Below are 17,198 nucleotides of genomic sequence, written 5' to 3' on the forward strand. Positions count from 1 at the left end.
ACACCGTGGGAGACAGACCCCCCACTTCAAGGGGGCCCTGTAGGAGGCATTGAGACATGGGCGAGCGCGCGCTTCGTGGCACCCGGCTCGGGGCAACCAGCTACGAGAACGACCGTAACACGGATCTGGCTCCGCGCCAGGAGGTGTCCTACACCTGTCCGAAGGGCCATCGATTCGAGGTTCCGCTTGCCGCCGAAGCCGAGATCCCCGCGACCTGGGAGTGCCGCATGTGCGGCGTGACCGCGGTACGCGTGGACGGCGAGCAGCCGGAGTCCAAGAAGACGAAGCCCCCGCGGACGCACTGGGACATGCTCCTGGAGCGGCGCTCCATCGAAGACCTTGAGGAGGTGCTCAACGAGCGGCTCGCCGTTCTGCGGGCCCAGCGTCGTAAGAGCGCCTGACCTCTTCTCACGGTGAAACCCCCGGGCCGGCGGCCCGGGGGTTCTTCATGCGCGCACGCCGGCTCGCGTGAGCCGGCCAAGGCCCGTCAGTCGCGCTCCTCCCGGATGACCTCGCCGTGCACCACCCGGCCGCCATGCGGAGCCTCGCCCTGCGGAGCGGCGGCGCCGGGAGGCGGCGGGAACAGGTTCGCGTACGGCGACGCGGCCGCCATCTTCTTGACCCGGCGCTCGAAGAACCACGCCCCCAGGCGGCGCATCATCGGCCGGGTGAACGGCAGCACACACAAGAACCCGAACACGTCGGTGAAGAACCCCGGCGTCAGCAGCAGCGCGCCGCCCACCAGCACGAGGCCGCCGTCGGCCAGCTCGCGGTTGGGCATCCGGCCGGACTGCAGCGCCTCCTGCAGCGCCCGCCAGGCCCGGCGTCCCTCACGGCGCACGATCCACGCGCCGAGGAGGCTGTCGGCGATCAGCAGGGCCACGGTCGCCGGGCCGCCGATCACGGAGCCGACCTGGATCAGCAGCCAGATCTCCAGAATGGGGACGACCAGGAAGGCCAGGAAGAGCAGGAGCCGCATCATTTCCTCGATTCCGCACACACGCGTACGCCAGGAACAACGCCCGGCGCCCCGCAAGCGTTCCTATCCTGGCTCGCCTTTGCGGCGCAGCCGCCTCGGCAGGCCGGTGACGCCCCACATGCCGATCCGCCACAGCGCCTCGGACATGACCTTGCCGCTCATCTTGCTCTTGCCCACCGTACGCTCCACGAACGTGATGGGCACCTCCACCACCCGCAGCCCGTGCCTGGACGTGCGCAGCGTCAGGTCGACCTGGAAGCAGTAGCCCTGCGACTCCACGCCCGACAGGCCCACCTTCTCCAGGGTCGCGGCGCGGTAGGCGCGGAACCCGGCGGTCGCGTCACGTACCGGCAGGCCCAGCATGACGCGGGTGTAGATGTTGGCGCCCTTGGACAGCAGCTCACGCCGGTGCGGCCAGTTGACCACCTTGCCGCCGGGCACGTAGCGGGACCCGATTGCCAGGTCGGCGCCGTCCACCAGCGCCTCCAGCAGCTTCGGCAGCTCCTCCGGCTGGTGCGAGCCGTCGGCGTCCATCTCCACCAGCACGTCGTAGCCCTCGCTCAGCCCCCAGCGGAAGCCGGCGATGTAGGCCGCGCCGAGACCCTGCTTGCCCGGCCGGTGCAGGACGTGCACCTGGTCGTCGGCGGCGGCGAGCTCGTCGGCCACCTCGCCGGTGCCGTCGGGGCTGTTGTCGTCGGCCACGAGCACGTGCGCCTCCGGCACGGCCGCACGCACCCGCCCGACGATCATGGGCAGGTTGTCGCGCTCGTTGTAGGTCGGTACGACGACCAGCACCCGGCCGAGAGTCTCCATTGTCAGTCGTTCCTCACCTGGTCGCCTCGCCGCCTGGTGCGCCACGCGGCGACCGCGGCGGCCGCCGCTCCCATCACCATCAATGCCCACTCAGGAAGTGCTCCCACCTTGGTGGCGAGCGTCTCCTGGGTGCGTACGGGCACCTTGACCACGTTCATGTCCGCGACCAGCTCGCGGGTCTGCCATGCGACCTTACCGTCAGGCGTGACGAAAGCGGAGATTCCGGTCGTGGCGGCGGTCACCACGGCCCGGTTGTGCTCGACGGCACGCAGCTGCGACATCGCCAGCTGCTGCGGCGGCAGATTGGACAGGGCGTAGCTGGCGTTGTTGGTCTGCACCACGAGCGGGGTGCCGCCGGCGCGCACGGTGCGGCGTACGGTGTCGTCGTAGGCCACCTCGTAGCAGTTGACCGCGCCGACCGTGACCCGGCCCATCTTTAGATCGCCCGGTTTGTCGCCGGGGACCGACTGCCTGCCGACCAGGCCGGCCCGCTCCCACAGCGCCAGCACGATGTCCTTGAACGGCGTGTACTCGCCGAACGGCACCAGGTTCTGCTTGTCGTAGTAGGCGCCCGCCCCGGTTACCGGGTCCCACACCAGGCTGCGGGTGGCACGGTGCTCCTCGCCGATCGCGACGACGGCGCCGACGAGCGTCGGCACCCCGACGTCGCGTACCGAGTCATGAATGATCTGGCGGGCCACCTCGTCTTGGTAGGGGTCGATGTCGGTGGAGTTTTCCGGCAGGACGACGATGTCAGGCTTGGGGAGTTTGCCGGCCCAGACGGCCGCGGCAAGGCGTTTCGTCTCGTTGGCATGATTTTTCAGGACAACGGCGGGCTCGTCGCCGAGGGCGTACATGCCGCGGCCCGGGACGTTGCCCTGCACGACGCCGACGTTGATGCTGCGGCCCTCGTCGCCGGGCCGCGGGATCGCCAGGGTGAGCACGGGCACGGCCAGCGCCAGCCCCACTGGGACGGCTCTGCGCCACGCCCGGCTCCGTACCAGGACGGCGTGGGCCAGCAGGGCGCCGCTCAGGGTGGCGGCGAACGACACCAGCGGCGCGCCGCCGAACGCGGCGTAGGGGGTGAACAACGACTCACCCTGGCTGAAGGCCACCCGCGCCCAGGGGAAGCCGCCGATGGGCACCAGGCCGCGGGCCCACTCCATGGCCACCCACAGCCCACCGAACCACACCGGCCACCCGGGCAGCCTGAACACCAGCGCGGCCAGGGCGGCCATGGCGGCGTAGAACAGGCTCTCGGTGCCGACCAGCATGAGCCAGACGTCGTCGCCGATGGTGCGCACCCAGGCGAGGGCGGGGAACAGGAACACCGCCGCGCTCAGGTAACCCAGCCAGGCGGCCCGCCTGGGACGGGCGCCGTACAGCGAGCCGGCGATCAGGGCGATGCCGAGAGGGGCGCACCACCACCAGCCGAGCGGCGGGAAGGCGGCGAACAGCGTGATCCCGCCGGCCACGGCCGCCACGACACGGGCGGCGAGCACTTTCCGCGTCTCCCGCCCGGTCTGCCCCGGCGCGGCCGCCACCGTAGGCGGCGCCGCTCCCCCGCCTGCCGGTGTCCCGGACGCCGCATCCTGCCCCGTCACGTCCTGCCGCGTCGCGTTCTCCCGGGCCGTGTCCTGCTCCGTCGCATCCAGTCGCGCCGTGTCCTGCTGCGCCGCATCCAGTCGCGCCGCATCCAGTCGCGCCGCATCCAGTCGCGCCGCATCCAGTCGCGCCGCATCCAGTCGCGCCGTGTCCAGCTCGGTCGCGTCCTGCCGGGCCGCATCCTTATGGGCCGCGTCCAGCTCCGTCGCGTCCTGCCGGGCCGCATCCTTATGGGCCGCGTCCTGCCGGGCCGAGTCCTGCCGGGCCGCATCCTGCCCCGTTGCGTCCTGCCCTGTCGCAGGGGCCATGTCATCCGCGCCGAGGAGCGTGTCCCGGACCTCGGCTGCTACTCCCGTCGCCTTCTGCGGCGCATCGGCCGTCGAGAGGCCGGGGTCGCTGGTCGCCCTGCCGCCTGCCGACACCTCACGGTCCGGGGCGGCCACGGACGCATTCACGCGCTCTGAGCCGACCGTCTGCCCGTCCACCTGCGTGCGATCGCGCTCGCGGCCCGCCTCGGGAGGGCTAATCCCATCAAGGATGGCCGAACCGGAGGACGTGGCGGGAGCGGTGTCCCTGACGGGTGCGCCGGACGGCGCGTCAGGCGAGCGCGGTTCGGCCCCGGCAGTAGGAGATGAGCCGTGCCCGGTTTCGGGCGGTAGGCTCGCTCTGTCCTGAACCACTCCGGGATCTCCTCGCCACCGTCGAACGCCTGCTTGCGAAAACGCTACCGCCCCACGGCCGCGCTCGAGCCAGCGCGGGCACAAGAAAGATCGATGAATCGACGTCGCGGCAGGGTGATCCCGCGACCCACGGGATCACCCGGCGCACTGACGATCCTGCGCACGAGAGCGGGAAGAGGGCCCGGAAACCCTTCGGACCGGACCCGTCTCGTCGGCGGCGAGCTCGGAATTCCGTTGTCTACTGGGCTCCCGGACCCGTCCCGGGTCCAACCCCCCGCCCGGTTGGGGTGCCCCGACTCGACGGACCGACGGCCCTGCACCTGGCTGTGTGGACGAAGCCACGCTCCGTCACGGACGCAGGATCCGGCGATGTCAGAGACGGCCAACCGGCCAAGTCCCGTGCTGGACTGCGCAGCAAACTACCGACTCCACCTCAGATGTCAACCGTGTCCCGATCAGCAGAAACATCAAGTTTCCGCAGGTGGGACATGTATGACCTGCCGCCGCAATGCAGATCAAAGCCCACTTGCCGGTGCCGGCGAGCGGCTCGGCAAGCCCTGCAGCGCCGGGGAAAGCGGCCGCTCGTGAACGACGCCGAGCCGCTGCGTGGCCCGGGTGAGAGCAACATACAGGTCGCTGGGCCCCCGTGGCGACTGGGCGGCGATGAGGTCGGGCTCGGCCACGATCACCGAGTCGAACTCCAGCCCCTTGGCGTCGGCCACCCCCATGACGGCCACCGGCGCGTCAAGCGCTTCGGCTCCCCTGGCCCGCCCGGCTCCGGGCGTGACCACCACGGTTCCCGCGACGCTCGCCGCGACCTCGGAGCCCAGCGACGCGAGCAGCGCGTCCGGCACCACCACGGCCACCTTGCCGCCCTCGCCGACCTCGTCCTTGGCCAGCTCGGGCAGCGCCGACAGCGGCGCAGACCAGGGCTCGACGCCCAGCTCGCGCACCGACGTGGGCGCCTCGAGAGCGGGGTCGACGGTGACCAGGACGCGGGCGGCCACGGCCATCAGCTCGACCGGCGTGCGGTAGTTGACGGTGAGCCGCTCCTGACGCCAGCGCCCGGCCACGTACGGATCCAGGACCGACGACCACGACCGCGCCCCTGCGGCCGAGCCGGTCTGGGCGATGTCGCCGACGATGGTCATCGACCGCGTCGGGCAGCGGCGCATGACCGCCCGCCAGGCCATCGGCGACAACTCCTGTGCCTCGTCCACGATCACGTGCCCGTAGGCCCATGAGCGGTCGGCGGCGGCGCGTTCGGCGGTGGTGAGGTAGGGGCCCTCGCCGCGCTGGCGTTCGGCCAGCCGCTCGGCCTCCATGACGTCGGACAGGCCCGTCAGCTCCAGGACCTCGCGGGCATAGGCGAGCTCGGCCTCGCGCTGGTGCTCCTCGGCCTGCCGGGCCGCGGCCAGCTCCTCCTCCGCCTGCAACGCGGTGGCGCGCAGCACCTGCTCGTCGATCTCGCCGAGCAGCTCGGCGGCCTCGTCCAGCAGCGGGACGTCGGACTCGGTCCAGTCCCCTCCGTCGCGGCGCAGCAGCGCGCGTTCCTCGGGCGTCAGGTGAGAGGCAGCGTAGCCCAGCCGCTCCGGGGAGCCGTACAGGCCGAGCAGCAGCCGCTGCGGCGTCAGATACGGCCACAGCCGGTTGAGCGCCGACTTGACCACCGGCTCGGTCCGCAGCTCCTCGCGCAGGTCAGCCAGCTCCTCATCGTCGATGAGCCCCTTGCCGATCTTGCGGGCCTGCTGCCTGGCCAGCGCGTTGAGCAGCGACCTGACGAACACCGTGCGCGCCTGGTTGTGCGGCCGGCGCGACCGGGCGGCCTTGTTCCTGGCCGCTTCCAGCATGGAAGCGTCGATGGTGAGCGTGATGCGCCCGATGGGCAGTTCGATGGGCTTGCGCGGCACCTTCTGGCGCTCGCGCACGGCCTTGGCGATGACCTCGGCCATGCGCAGGTCGCCTTTGAGCGCGGCGACCTCGGGGCGCTCCCTGGCGGTGGCGGTCACCCCCGGATACAGCTCGCCGACCGTGGACAGCAGCACGTCGGTCTCGCCGAGCGAGGGCAGGACCTGCTCGATGTAGCGCAGGAATGTGAGGTTCGGGCCGATGATGAGCACGCCGCGGCGCTCCAGGCGTTCCCTGTGGGTGTAGAGGAGATAGGCGGCGCGGTGCAGCGCCACGACGGTCTTGCCGGTGCCCGGGCCGCCCTGCACGACCAGCACGCCGTTCAGGTCACTGCGGATGACGCGGTCCTGCTCGGCCTGGATGGTGGCGACGATGTCGCGCATGCGGCCGGTGCGCCGCTCGTCGAGGGCGGCCAGCAGCGCGGCCTCGCCGTTGAGCGTGGCGCGGTCGGCGTCGCTGAGCGAGTCGAGATCGAGCAGGTCGTCGTCCACGACGACGACCGTGCGGCCCTTGGTCTGCAGGTGGCGGCGCCTGGTCACGCCCATCGGGGCGGCCGGGGTGGCGCGGTAGAACGGCTGCGCCACCGGGGCCCGCCAGTCGATGAGCAACCGCCGCTGGTCGTCGTCGGTCATGCCGAGCTTGCCGATGTAGAGCCGGCCCTCCTCGACGTGATCCAGCCGTCCGAAAACCAGGCCGCGCTCGACCGCCCAGAGGCGCGCGAGCCTGGAGGCGTACATGTCGGCGAACGTGTCACGCTCCGACCGGTTCTGCATCGTGCCGACGGCGCCCGAGGCCAGCACCTCCTTCAGCTGGTGCTGGGTACGCTCGCGCAGCGTGTCGAGCCGATCGTAGAGGCGGGTGACATACGCCTGCTCTCTGGCGAGCTCCGTTTGACGAGTTGCCGCCTGACCATTAATGTGGTTAATGGGACACTCCGGGCCATTCTGCTTGTTGTTACGACAAACGACGACATTAGCATGCCTGTCGAGGTACTCTGCCCCTCTTTTCTTTCCTTCCCAGGCGTTCGGTTACGTCTTCATTTCGGCTCTTGACCATTCCGGCGGCTCCGCCTTACGTTCCTCTCAAGTTAGGAAAGTTTCCTAACTTCGAACGAAGGAGTCACCGTGAGCGGTCCCGTGCCGGGGACACCCAGTCTGCTACGCGCCATCAACGATCGCGCGGCCTTGCAGGCACTCCTCGAACGCGGCCCGCTGACCCGCCCCGAGATCGGCGCGCTCACCGGGCTGTCCAAGCCCACGGCATCCCAGCTTCTCGCCCGGCTGCAGGAGGCGGGGCTGGTGGTGCTGGACGGCATCAGGGAGGGCCTGCCGGGCCGTACGGCCGAGGTCTACCGGATCAACCCGGCGGCCGCCTACGTGGGCGCGCTCGACGTCACCCCCGACCGTATCGAGGTCAAGGTGGCCGACATCACCGGCGCGATCGTGGGCGAGCACACCCTGCCCACGCCGCGCCGCCCCCACGGCGAGCTGGTCGACCGGCTCAACACGGCGATCCTCGGCGCGAACCCGCCGGACAAGCTACGCCGGGTCGTCATCGGTGTACAGGCCGCGATCGATCCGACCACCGGCAGGCTCGGGTACGCCGCCACCAAGGACGTGCCCGGCTGGCAGATCCCCGACCTGGTGCCCACGCTCAGCGCCGGGCTCGGCGTGCCGGTGGACGTCGAGAACAACGTCAACCTCGTCGCGCTCGCCGAGCAAGCGCACGGCGCGGCCCAGGACAGCCGGGACTTCGTGCTGCTGTGGGCGGACTCGGGCATCGGCTCGGCCATCGTCATGGGCGGGCGCATGCACCGGGGCGCGAGCGGCGGCGCGGGCGAAGTGGGCTACATGCCGACCCCGGGCGCGCCGACGGCCCGCGAGGCCGGCCGCCTCGGCGATCACGGCTACCAGGCGCTGACCGGCGGCCCGGCCGTGCTGAAACTGCTGCGCTCGTACGGCGTGCGCGGCGCCGACTTCCGCCAGGCCGTCGCGAACGCCGTCCAGGCGGCCGCAGGCACCGGGCAGAAGGCCGACGACGCCAGGGCCGGGCTGCGTGACATCGCCGCCCGCCTGGCCGTGGGCCTGGCCGCCATCACCTCCGTCGTCGATCCCGGCCTGATCGTGCTGACCGGCGGCGTGGTGCTGTCCGGCGGCGAGACCCTGCGCGAGCTCGTCGAGCACGAGCTGCACGCGCTCACCATCCCCCGCCCTCGCGTGCGGCTGTCGAGCGTCGAAGGCAACCCGGTCCTGGCCGGCGCCCTCGACCTGGCCCTCGACACCGTACGCGAGGAGGTCTTCAGCTCCACCGTTCCCTCATGAACTCTGGCAGGAGGCACCCCCCGTGCGCTTCGTCCCCCTCGCGGTCGCCGCAGCTCTCGCGCTGACCGCCTGCACCGCCGGCAAGGAGGCCGGGCCCTCGCTCGGCGCCCAGCCCAAACCCTCAGGATCCGCTTCCCAGGCCCTTCCCGCCGCCACGATCGAACTGTGGCACGGCTTCTCCACCGACGCCGAGGTCAAGGCGTTCGAGGACACCATCGCCGGGTTCAACAAGAAGTTCCCGCAGATCACCGTCAAGGCCACCAAGGGCGTGCAGGACGACCAGATCACCCAGGCCATCCGCGGCGGCAAGGCGCCCGACGTCGCGGCCTCGTTCACCACCGACAACGTCGCCCAATGGTGCAAGTCGGGAGCGTTCCAAGACCTCACCCCGGTGATCCGGCAGGACGGCATCGATCTGACGGTGCTGCCGGCGGTGGCACGTTCCTACACGGCCTTCGACGGCAAGCAGTGCACGCTGCCGCTGCTGGCCGACGCCTACGGCCTCTACTACAACAAGGCCCTGATGAAGGGCAACGAACCGCCCAAGACGCTGAGCGAGCTGACCGAGCTGACCAAGAAGCTCACCGTCCGCGACGCCGACGGCGAGATCAAGGTGGCCGGCTTCATCCCGAGCGTCCAGTACTACGAGAACAGCCCCAGCCACATGGGTCCCATGGTCGGCGCCAGGTGGTACAACGACGACGGCACCTCGGCCATCGGCTCCGACCCGGCCTGGAAGCAGCTGCTGACCTGGCAGAAGGAGCTGGTCGACTGGTACGGCCACGACAAGCTGGAGAAGTTCCGCAAGAGCCTGGGCGACGAGTGGAGCGCCGAGCACCCGTTCAACAAGGGCAAGGTCGCCATGATCCTGGACGGCGAGTGGCGCAACGCCATGCTCGCCAATGACGCCAAGGACCTGGACTACGGCACCGCTCCCCTGCCCGTCGCCGACGACAAGCCCGACCTGTACGGCAGCGGCTTCACCGCCGGCACCGTCATCGGCGTGCCGAAGGGCGCCAAGAACCCGCAGCACGCCTGGGAGCTGATCAAGTATCTGACGACCGACACGAGCTCGCTGGTGACGCTGTCGAACGCGCTGCGCAACGTCCCCACGACGAAGGCGTCGATGGAGTCCCCCGACCTGGCCAAGGACGCCAATTTCACGACGTTCCTCGACATCTTCGCCCACCCGAAGACCTCGACGCTGCCCGCCAGTGTGAACAGCGTCTTCAACCAGGAGGTCCTGGCTTCCTTCGTCGCCAAGTGGGAGAAGGGCTCCGTGCCGGACCTGGACGCCGGGCTGAAGAACGTGGACAAGCAGATCAACGACAAGCTGAAGCTGTCCGGAGGCTGATGTGAGCGTCGTCCACGCCGCGCCGCCCCCATGGCGGCGCGGCGAGGGCCTGCGTGCCCTCCTCTGGTTGTCGCCGTGGATCGCCGGCGTGTCGATCTTCTTCGTCTACCCGCTGCTGTCCACGGTGTACTTCTCCTTCCACCGCTACGACATGTACACCCTCGAGTTCATCGGCCTGGACAACTACCGTTACCTGCTGCAGGACGCCAGGGTGGCGACCTCGGCGCGCAACACGCTGTGGCTGGTGCTCATCATGGTCCCGGCGACCGTGCTGTTCTCGCTGGCGCTCGCGCAGCTGGTGGTCAGGCTCAAGGCCGGCGTCGGCCTGCTGCGGACGATCTTCTACCTGCCGTCGCTGGTGCCGATGACGGCGGGCACGATCACGTTCGTCTTCCTGCTGAACCCGGGCACCGGCCCGGTCAACGTGGTGCTCGCCTGGTTCGGCGCCGAGGGGCCGGACTGGTTCGGCGACCCGGCCTGGTCCAAGCCCAGCCTGACGATGCTGTCGCTGTGGGGCTGCGGCCAGCTCATGGTGATCTTCATGGCGGCGCTGCTGGACGTGCCCAAGCACCTGTACGAGGCCGCCGCCATCGACGGCGCGGGCCCCTGGCGGCAATTCCGCAGCGTGACCCTGCCGACGATCGCGCCGGTGCTGCTGTTCACCCTGGTCACGAACGTCATCTACGCGCTGCAGTACTTCTCCCAGGCCATGATCGCCTCCCGCGTCGCCTCGGGCGTGACCGACTCGGCCGGCAGCTCCTTCTTCCCCGGCTACCCGGACGAGTCGTTGCTCACGCTGCCGCAGTGGCTGTTCCACGTCGGCTTCCGCGACTACACCATGGGGTACGCGTCCGTGCTCGCGCTGCTGCTGTTCGGCACCTCCATGATCTTCACGCTGATCCTGCTGCGGCAGTTCCGCCGGGCCGAGGAGGTCTCATGAGCGCCACGATCACCGCGCCGCCGCGGACGGCGCTCGCCCGGGGCGCGCGGCACGACGGGGCCAGGGCCCGCAGGCGCCGCCTGCTGATGTGGATCGCCACCCACGCGCTGGCCATCGCGCTCGCGCTGATGTTCCTGGCGCCCGTGGTGTTCATCGGGCTGACCGCGCTGATGACCGACGATCAGGCCCTGACCAGCCAGTTGTGGCCGCAGAGCTGGAACTGGGACAACTTCGCGGTGGTGTTCGAGAAATCGCTGCTGCTGCGGTGGGCGGGCAACACGCTGATGTACGCGGCGCTCGGCACGGTCTTCACCCTGGTGTCGTCGGTGCCGGTGGCCTACGCGCTGGCCCGGTTCCGCTTCCGGGGGCGGCGGCTGGCGTTCCTCGTCGTCATCACTACGATGATGCTGCCGCCGCAGGTCGTGGCGGTGCCGATCTACCTCGTGTGGGCGCGGCTGGGGCTGACCGACAGTCTGTGGCCGCTGATCCTGCCGCTGCTGCTGGGCGATGCGTTCTCCATCTTCCTGCTGCGCCAGTTCCTCCTGACGATCCCGCGCGACTACACCGACGCCGCCAAGGTGGACGGCTGCTCGGATATCCGGACGCTGCTGCAGGTGGTGCTGCCGATGGCGCGCCCGGCGATCGCGGCGGTGGCGCTGTTCCAGTTCTTCTACTGCTGGAACGACTACTACGGGCCGCTGCTGTACGCCGGCGTCGAGCAGGAGAAGCTGACGTTGTCGCTGGGCCTTGCGACGTTCAAGGCGTTCCACAGCGTGCAGTGGAATCTCACCATGGCCGCCACGCTTCTGGTGACGGCGCCGGTGATCATCGTGTTCTTCCTCGCCCAGAGAGTGTTCATCGAGGGCGTCACCTTGACGGGAGTGAAGGGTTGAAACTGGCCGTGGTCGGGGGCGGGTCGACGTACACGCCGGAGCTGATCGACGGGTTCGCGCGGCTGCGCGAGGAGCTGCCGGTGGCGGAGATCGCCCTGATAGACCCGGACGCCGCGCGGCTGGACCTGGTGGCGGGGGTGTCGCGGCGGATGCTGGCGCACGCCGGGCACCCGGCGCGGGTCCTGGCCACCTCCTCGGTCGCCGAGGGCGTCGCCGGGGCGCAGGTCGTGCTGTTCCAGCTGCGGGTGGGCGGGCAGGCCGCCCGGGAGCTGGATGAGACGTGGCCGCTGGAGTGCGGCTGCGTGGGGCAGGAGACGACGGGCGCGGGCGGCCTGGCCAAGGCGTTGCGCACGGTCCCGGTCGTGCTGGACATCGCCGAGACGGTGCGCGAGCAAGCCCCGGACGCCTGGATCGTGGACTTCACCAACCCGGTCGGGATCGTCACCCGGGCGCTGCTGGACGCCGGGCACCGGGCGATCGGGCTGTGCAACGTGGCGATCGGGTTCCAGCGGCGGTTCGCCGCCTGGCTCGGCGCCGACCCGGCCCGGGTCTCCCTCGGCCACGTCGGGCTCAACCATCTGACCTGGGAGCGGGCCGTCTACCTCGACGGCCGGGACGTGCTGCCGGAGCTGCTGGCCGAGCACGGCCAGGAGATCGCCGAGAGCCTCGGCCTGCGGCCGGGCCTGCTGCGGCGGCTCGGCGTCGTGCCGTCCTACTATCTGCGGTATTTCTATGCCCATGACGCGGTGGTGCGCGAGCAGCGCTCGAAACCGTCGCGGGCCGCTGAGGTGGCGGAGATGGAGGCACGGCTGCTGGAGCTCTACGCCGACCCGTCCGTGGTGGAAAAGCCCGAGCTGCTGTCCCAGCGGGGCGGGGCGTTCTATTCGGAGGCGGCGGTGGCGCTGATCGCGTCGTTGCTCGGCGATCGGGGCGACACGCAGGTGGTGAACGTGCGCAACGCGGGCACGCTGCCGTTCCTCGGCGACGAGGCGGTGATCGAGGTCCCGGCGGCCGTCGGCGCCGGCGGGGCCGTGCCGCTGCCGGTCGCGCCCGTCGAGCCGCTGTACGCCGGGCTGATCGCGAACGTGTCCGCGTACGAGACGCTCGCCCTGGAGGCGGCCCTGCACGGCGGCGCCGACCGGGTGCGTGACGCGCTGCTCGCCCATCCGCTGATCGGGCAGGACGAGCTCGCCGAGGAGCTGACCGGCCTGCTGCTCGAGGCAGGGCGCGAGCATCTGCACTGGACGGTGGACTAGTGGCGCGTCCCAGGCTCGTTCTGGCCGTGGACGGCGGCAACAGCAAGACCGACGTGGCGCTGGTGTCGGAGGACGGCGAGGTGCTCGGGACGGGCCGCGCGGGCCCGTTCGTGCCGCAGCGGGACGGTGCCGCGGCGGCCGTGGGGGTCGTCGAGGCGGCGGTCGCCGCGCTGCCGCCCGCGGACGGTGTCGAGGCGGCCTTCGCCGCGCTGGGGTCCGCGGACGGTGTCGACCACGTCTCGGCCTGCCTGGCCGGGGCGGATCTGCCCGTGGAGGAGGAGGCGCTGGCCCGGGAGTTCACGGCCCGGGGGTTCGGGGCGGACGTGGTGGTGCGCAACGACACCTTCGCACTGCTGCGGGCCGGCGCGTCGGCCCCGTGGGGGGTGGCGGTCGTGTGCGGGGCCGGCATCAACGCGGTCGGCGTCTCCCCCACCGGCGAGGTCGCCCGTTTTCCCGCGCTCGGCCCGATCAGCGGGGACTGGGGCGGCGGCCACGGCCTCGGCGAGCAGGCGCTGTGGCACGCCGTGCGCGCCGAGGACGGCCGCGGCGTGCCGACCGCCCTGGCCGCGCTGGTCACCTCCCACTTCGGCACGCGGACGGTCGAGGAGCTGGTGCTGGAGATCCACTTCGGCCGGCTGGACGGTGCGCGGCTGCACGAGCTGGCGCCCGGCGTGTTCGCGATGGCGGCGGCCGGGGACGCGGTGGCCCGGTCGCTGGTGGCGCGGCAGGCCGAGGAGGTGGCGGTCATGGCCGAGGTCTGCCTGCGCCGGCTCGGGCTGCTGGAGACGCCGGCGGAGGTGGTGCTCGGCGGCGGCCTGCTGACCGCCCGGGACCCGCTGCTGACGTCCCTGCTGGACACGGAGCTCGCGGTGCGCGCGCCGCGGGCCGAGCCGGTGGTGGCCGACGTGCCGCCGGTCATGGGCGCGGCCCTGCTCGGCCTGGACCACCTCGGCGCCCCCGACGCCGCCAGGACCCGCCTGCGCGCCCACTTCGAGCCGTCTCGCACCCCCTGACCCCGCACAGAACCGCCTGCGCAGGCGCGTGACGCATGGCACCGCCGGGGGGCGTGGCCCATAGCGCCGACGTGGCCGCACGGCGCCCTGTGGCGCTTGGCGGGCTCGACGCACAACGCACGACGCCCTGGCGCTTGGCGGGCTCGACGCACGGCGCATGGCGCGCGGCGCGGCGCGGCGCCGGCCGTCAGGCGCGGAGGTCCTCGTCCTGGAGGAGGCGGGCGCGGCTGTTGGACAGGTGCACGCGGACAGCGGCGCGGGCGCCCTCGGCGTCCTGTCGCCGGATCGCGGCGTAGATGTGGTCGTGCTCAGCGACGATCCTGGCGAAGTCCGGCCGGTCGGGACGCAGCCGGTCGCGCGGCATGATGATCATCGACGGGCCGAGCGAGGCGAGCAGATCGGCGAAGTACCGGTTGCCGGTGACGAGCGCGATCCGCAGGTGGAACAGGTAGTCGGCGTTGACCGCCGCGCTCGGGTGCCCGGCCGCCGACTCGAAGCTCTCCAGCGCCTCCCGCAGCCCCGCCAGCCCGGCCTCGGTGCGGCGGGCGGCGGCCAGCCCGGCCGCCTCCACCTCGACCCCCATGCGGAAGTCGAGCAGGTCGAGCACCTCCTGCCGGGTGCTGGCGGGCGCCGGGTCGAAGCCGGTCGTGCTGGGCCGGGCCAGCACGAAGCTGCCCCGCCCGTGCTGGGTCTCGATGAGCCCGGCCGCCTTCAGCCGCGCGATGGCCTCGCGCACGACGGTCCTGCTCACGCCGTACGTCTCCACGAGGTCGCTCTCGGTCGGCAGCCGCTCGCCGGGCCTGATCACGCCTTCCTGGATGCGCGCGGTCAGGGTGTCGACGAGCTGCTGCGTGCGGCTGGTCACGTCGTCTCGTAGCGCTCGGCGGTCCACTTGGCCGCCTGCTCGCTCAGCGTGACGCCGATGCCCGGCCGGTCCGGCACCAGCATGCGGCCGTCGCGGATCTCCAGCCGCTCGTTGAACAGCGGCTCCAGCCATTCGAAGTGCTCCACCCACGGCTCCAGCGCGTAGGCGGCGGCCAGGTGGAGGTGGATCTCCATGGCGAAGTGCGGCGCGAGCTGCAGCCTCTCGTGCTCGGCCAGCGCCGCCAGCCGCAGGAACGGGGTGACGCCCCCGATGCGCGGCGCGTCCGGCTGGATCACGTCCGCGCCGCGCGCCCTGATCAGCTCGGCGTGCTCGCCCACGCTGGTCAGCATCTCGCCGGTGGCGATCGGCGTGTCCAGCGCGGCGGCCAGGGCCGCGTGCCCGGCGTGGTCGTAGGCGTCCAGCGGCTCCTCGATCCAGACCAGGCCGTATTCCTCCATCGCCCGGCCCATCCGCGCGGCCGTCGGCCTGTCCCACTGCTGGTTGGCGTCCACCATGAGCGGCACCTGCTCGCCGAGGTGCTCGCGCACGGCCTTCAGCCTGGACAGGTCCGCCCGGGTGTCCGGCTGACCGACCTTGATCTTGATGCCGCCGATGCCGCGCTCCAGCGCCGCCGTGGCGTTGTCCAGCACCTGCTCGATCGGCGCGTGCAGGAATCCGCCCGAGGTGTTGTAGCAGCGTACGGAGTCGCGGTGGGCGCCGAGCAGCTTGGCCAGCGGCAGGCTCGCGCGCTTGGCCTTCATGTCCCACAGCGCCACGTCCAGCGCGGCGATGGCCTGGATCGCCAGCCCGCTGCGACCGACCGACGCGCCGGCCCAGCACAGCTTGTCCCACAGGCGGGCGATGTCGTTGGGGTCCTCGCCGACCAGGTTGTTCACGATCTCCTTGGCGTGCGCGTACTGGCCGGGGCCGCCGGCGCGCTTGGAGTAGGCGAACCCGATGCCCTCGTGCCCCTGCTCGGTGCCGATCTCGGCGAACAGGAACGCGATCTCGGTCATCGGCCGCTGCCGGCCGGTCAGCACCTTGGCGTCGCTGACCGGCGTGTCGAGGGGGAGGTAAACGGAGGACAGACGCACCCAGGCAATACGATCCGCAGAAGTCATCATGATGACATCCTATGTTGTCGTACAACCCAGGCGCCAGCCACGAGGGCGGCGGCCGCGGCGTAGGCCGGGGTGCCGGCGGAGGTCAGGTACGCGACCGCGCCCGCCACGGGCACGCCGAGCCACTCCCAGCGGCCGTCGAGGGCCACCAGGGCCACGATCAGCAGGGCGTACCAGGGGAAGCCGGGGGTGAGGACGAGGAAGGCCGTGCCGGTCAGCACGAGCGCGCCGCGCCACGGGCGATCGGGGTCGCCGCGCCTGAGGACGTGGAGCAGGACGGCGGCGAGGATCGCCAGGGCGGCGGGCAACGCCCAGGAGTCGGGCAGCACCCAGCGCAGGAGCGCGTACCTGTCGCGGGCCCCGGCCTCGTCGTAGCCCTCCTCGGCCAGGTAGCCCGACAGGTAGCCGAACACCGACCCCTGCGAGGCGAGCACGTACGGCAGGTAGGCGAGCACCACGACCAGCACGGCCGGGACCAGCGTGCGCAGTGCGGCGCGCCAGGCGCCTGCCGCCGTCCCGGCGAGAGCGCCGGGGATCACCACGGCGGGCACCAGCTTGACCGCGACCGCCGCGCCGAGCAGCGCGCCCCGCCCGAGCGGCCCGGCGCGGGCGGCGCCGAAGGCGAGCACCACGGCGGCAACAGCGAGCATGTCGACGTGGGCGTTGTTCACCGCCTCCATGGGGACGGCGGGGCACCACGCCCAGTACGCGGCCGGCCGGACGTCACGCCTGCGCAGCATGATCAGCAGGGCGGCGGTGGTGCCCGCGGCCAGCAACGCGCCGGAGACCTGCAGCGGCTTGTGCCGGGCGCCCTCCGGCGACAGGCGGTCCACCAGCAGGAAGTACGCCTCCGCCAGCGGCGGATAGATCGTGTGCACGGTCGGCCGGTTGATCCTCGTGCAGGCCCCGTCGATCGGATAGAAGCGCCCCTGCGCGCAATCGGGGAACAGCCAAGGGTCGCGGAGGTGGGCGAGGGCGGGGTCGGCCGGCGTGCGGTCATAGGGAGACAGGCCGGCCGACTGCACGCGGCCGTCCCAGGCATAGCGGAAGGAGTCCGTGCTGGTGGCCGGCGGGCCCAGCAGGCCCGTGGCAATCACCGCCAGCCCGCCCGCCAGCACCAGCCGCCCGGCCGGGCGGCCCGGCACGCCACGCACCGCCCACACCGCGCCGCCGAACAGCACCCAGGCGGCGGCATACCACCAGAAGACGCCCTGGGGGGCAGCGTGGAAGACGACGGCGAGGACGCTCACCTGCGCGGCGATCAGCACCGCGGCCACGCCCGTCCGCGGCCACACGCGACGGGCCGCACGGCCGGGTGCGCTCTGGGGCGGTGCTTGCGCTGCCGCGCCGTCCCGCGGAGCGGCGGTCAGGCGCGGGTGCTGTCGTGGTGCGGCCCTCATGGTGTGCAGCGTCGCACTGCCACGCCCGGACCGGGCGGCGACGCGGCGAT

Annotated in this window: 14 protein-coding genes; 7 read left to right on the top strand and 7 right to left on the bottom strand. The window is 71.7% G+C overall.

Annotation, left to right across the window (positions count from 1 at the left end; all coding sequences use genetic code 11):
* The first annotated feature begins 56 nt into the window (after positions 1-56).
* Positions 57-401: an RNA polymerase-binding protein RbpA gene (locus OHA25_RS39420; protein WP_125637410.1), complete on the top strand. Its 345-nt coding sequence runs from the start codon at positions 57-59 to the stop codon at positions 399-401.
* Positions 402-487: 86 nt separating this feature from the next.
* Here the strand turns inward: OHA25_RS39420 and OHA25_RS39425 are convergent, their stop codons facing one another.
* The 4 genes from OHA25_RS39425 to OHA25_RS39440 all read right to left on the bottom strand — a co-directional run bounded on the left by OHA25_RS39425 (position 488) and on the right by OHA25_RS39440 (position 6,785).
* Positions 488-982: an FxsA family protein gene (locus OHA25_RS39425; protein ID WP_327582000.1), complete on the bottom strand. Its 495-nt coding sequence runs from the start codon at positions 980-982 to the stop codon at positions 488-490.
* A 60-nt stretch (positions 983-1,042) separates the two neighbouring features.
* On the bottom strand, positions 1,043-1,792 hold the full coding sequence (locus OHA25_RS39430) for a polyprenol monophosphomannose synthase (RefSeq protein WP_327582001.1): 750 nt from the start codon (positions 1,790-1,792) through the stop codon (positions 1,043-1,045).
* Between the two features lie 2 nt (positions 1,793-1,794).
* Positions 1,795-3,852, bottom strand: a complete 2,058-nt coding sequence (lnt, locus tag OHA25_RS39435) for an apolipoprotein N-acyltransferase (protein ID WP_327582002.1) — start codon at positions 3,850-3,852, stop codon at positions 1,795-1,797.
* A gap of 740 nt (positions 3,853-4,592) precedes the next feature.
* Entirely contained in the window at positions 4,593-6,785 is a 2,193-nt protein-coding gene (locus tag OHA25_RS39440; RefSeq protein WP_327582003.1) for a HelD family protein, read from the bottom strand.
* A 324-nt stretch (positions 6,786-7,109) separates the two neighbouring features.
* On the opposite strand from OHA25_RS39440, the gene OHA25_RS39445 reads away from it, so the two are divergent.
* The 6 genes from OHA25_RS39445 to OHA25_RS39470 are packed head-to-tail and all read left to right on the top strand — an operon-like array spanning position 7,110 to position 13,762.
* Positions 7,110-8,306 carry an ROK family transcriptional regulator gene (locus OHA25_RS39445; RefSeq protein WP_327582004.1) on the top strand — a complete coding sequence of 399 codons (1,197 nt, stop codon included), beginning with the start codon at positions 7,110-7,112 and terminating at the stop codon, positions 8,304-8,306.
* Between the two features lie 22 nt (positions 8,307-8,328).
* A complete protein-coding gene (locus tag OHA25_RS39450; protein ID WP_327582005.1) occupies positions 8,329-9,660 on the top strand; it encodes an ABC transporter substrate-binding protein in 1,332 nt (443 codons plus the stop codon).
* A 1-nt stretch (position 9,661) separates the two neighbouring features.
* Entirely contained in the window at positions 9,662-10,600 is a 939-nt protein-coding gene (locus tag OHA25_RS39455; protein ID WP_327582006.1) for a carbohydrate ABC transporter permease, read from the top strand.
* Positions 10,597-11,493, top strand: a complete 897-nt coding sequence (locus OHA25_RS39460) for a carbohydrate ABC transporter permease (RefSeq protein WP_327582007.1) — start codon at positions 10,597-10,599, stop codon at positions 11,491-11,493. The genes OHA25_RS39455 and OHA25_RS39460 overlap by 4 nt, the downstream gene beginning before the upstream one ends.
* Entirely contained in the window at positions 11,490-12,749 is a 1,260-nt protein-coding gene (locus OHA25_RS39465; protein ID WP_327582008.1) for a 6-phospho-beta-glucosidase, read from the top strand. Before OHA25_RS39460 ends, OHA25_RS39465 begins: the two co-directional genes overlap by 4 nt.
* On the top strand, positions 12,749-13,762 hold the full coding sequence (locus OHA25_RS39470) for an N-acetylglucosamine kinase (RefSeq protein WP_327582009.1): 1,014 nt from the start codon (positions 12,749-12,751) through the stop codon (positions 13,760-13,762). The genes OHA25_RS39465 and OHA25_RS39470 overlap by 1 nt, the downstream gene beginning before the upstream one ends.
* A 187-nt stretch (positions 13,763-13,949) precedes the next feature.
* Here the strand turns inward: OHA25_RS39470 and OHA25_RS39475 are convergent, their stop codons facing one another.
* Genes OHA25_RS39475 through OHA25_RS39485 form a run of 3 tightly spaced genes read right to left on the bottom strand, consistent with a single transcriptional unit; the run spans position 13,950 to position 17,148 of the window.
* Positions 13,950-14,627 carry a FadR/GntR family transcriptional regulator gene (locus OHA25_RS39475; protein WP_327582010.1) on the bottom strand — a complete coding sequence of 226 codons (678 nt, stop codon included), beginning with the start codon at positions 14,625-14,627 and terminating at the stop codon, positions 13,950-13,952.
* Positions 14,624-15,751, bottom strand: coding sequence for an L-talarate/galactarate dehydratase (locus OHA25_RS39480; protein ID WP_327582011.1), 1,128 nt, complete (start codon positions 15,749-15,751; stop codon positions 14,624-14,626). Before OHA25_RS39480 ends, OHA25_RS39475 begins: the two co-directional genes overlap by 4 nt.
* Entirely contained in the window at positions 15,748-17,148 is a 1,401-nt protein-coding gene (locus OHA25_RS39485) for a glycosyltransferase 87 family protein (protein ID WP_327582012.1), read from the bottom strand. Before OHA25_RS39485 ends, OHA25_RS39480 begins: the two co-directional genes overlap by 4 nt.
* Between the last annotated feature and the right edge of the window lie 50 nt (positions 17,149-17,198).

Origin of the sequence: Nonomuraea sp. NBC_00507, assembly GCF_036013525.1 — a bacterium.
Lineage (GTDB): Bacteria > Actinomycetota > Actinomycetes > Streptosporangiales > Streptosporangiaceae > Nonomuraea.

Bases quoted from the DNA above. Each gene is read 5' to 3' on its own strand.
- OHA25_RS39480 (WP_327582011.1), bottom strand. From the start codon at position 15,751: ATGATGACTTCTGCGGATCGTATTGCCTGGGTGCGTCTGTCCTCCGTT.
- OHA25_RS39430 (WP_327582001.1), bottom strand. From the start codon at position 1,792: ATGGAGACTCTCGGCCGGGTGCTGGTCGTCGTACCGACCTACAACGAG.
- OHA25_RS39420 (WP_125637410.1), top strand. From the start codon at position 57: ATGGGCGAGCGCGCGCTTCGTGGCACCCGGCTCGGGGCAACCAGCTAC.
- OHA25_RS39485 (WP_327582012.1), bottom strand. From the start codon at position 17,148: ATGAGGGCCGCACCACGACAGCACCCGCGCCTGACCGCCGCTCCGCGG.
- OHA25_RS39425 (WP_327582000.1), bottom strand. From the start codon at position 982: ATGATGCGGCTCCTGCTCTTCCTGGCCTTCCTGGTCGTCCCCATTCTG.
- OHA25_RS39460 (WP_327582007.1), top strand. From the start codon at position 10,597: ATGAGCGCCACGATCACCGCGCCGCCGCGGACGGCGCTCGCCCGGGGC.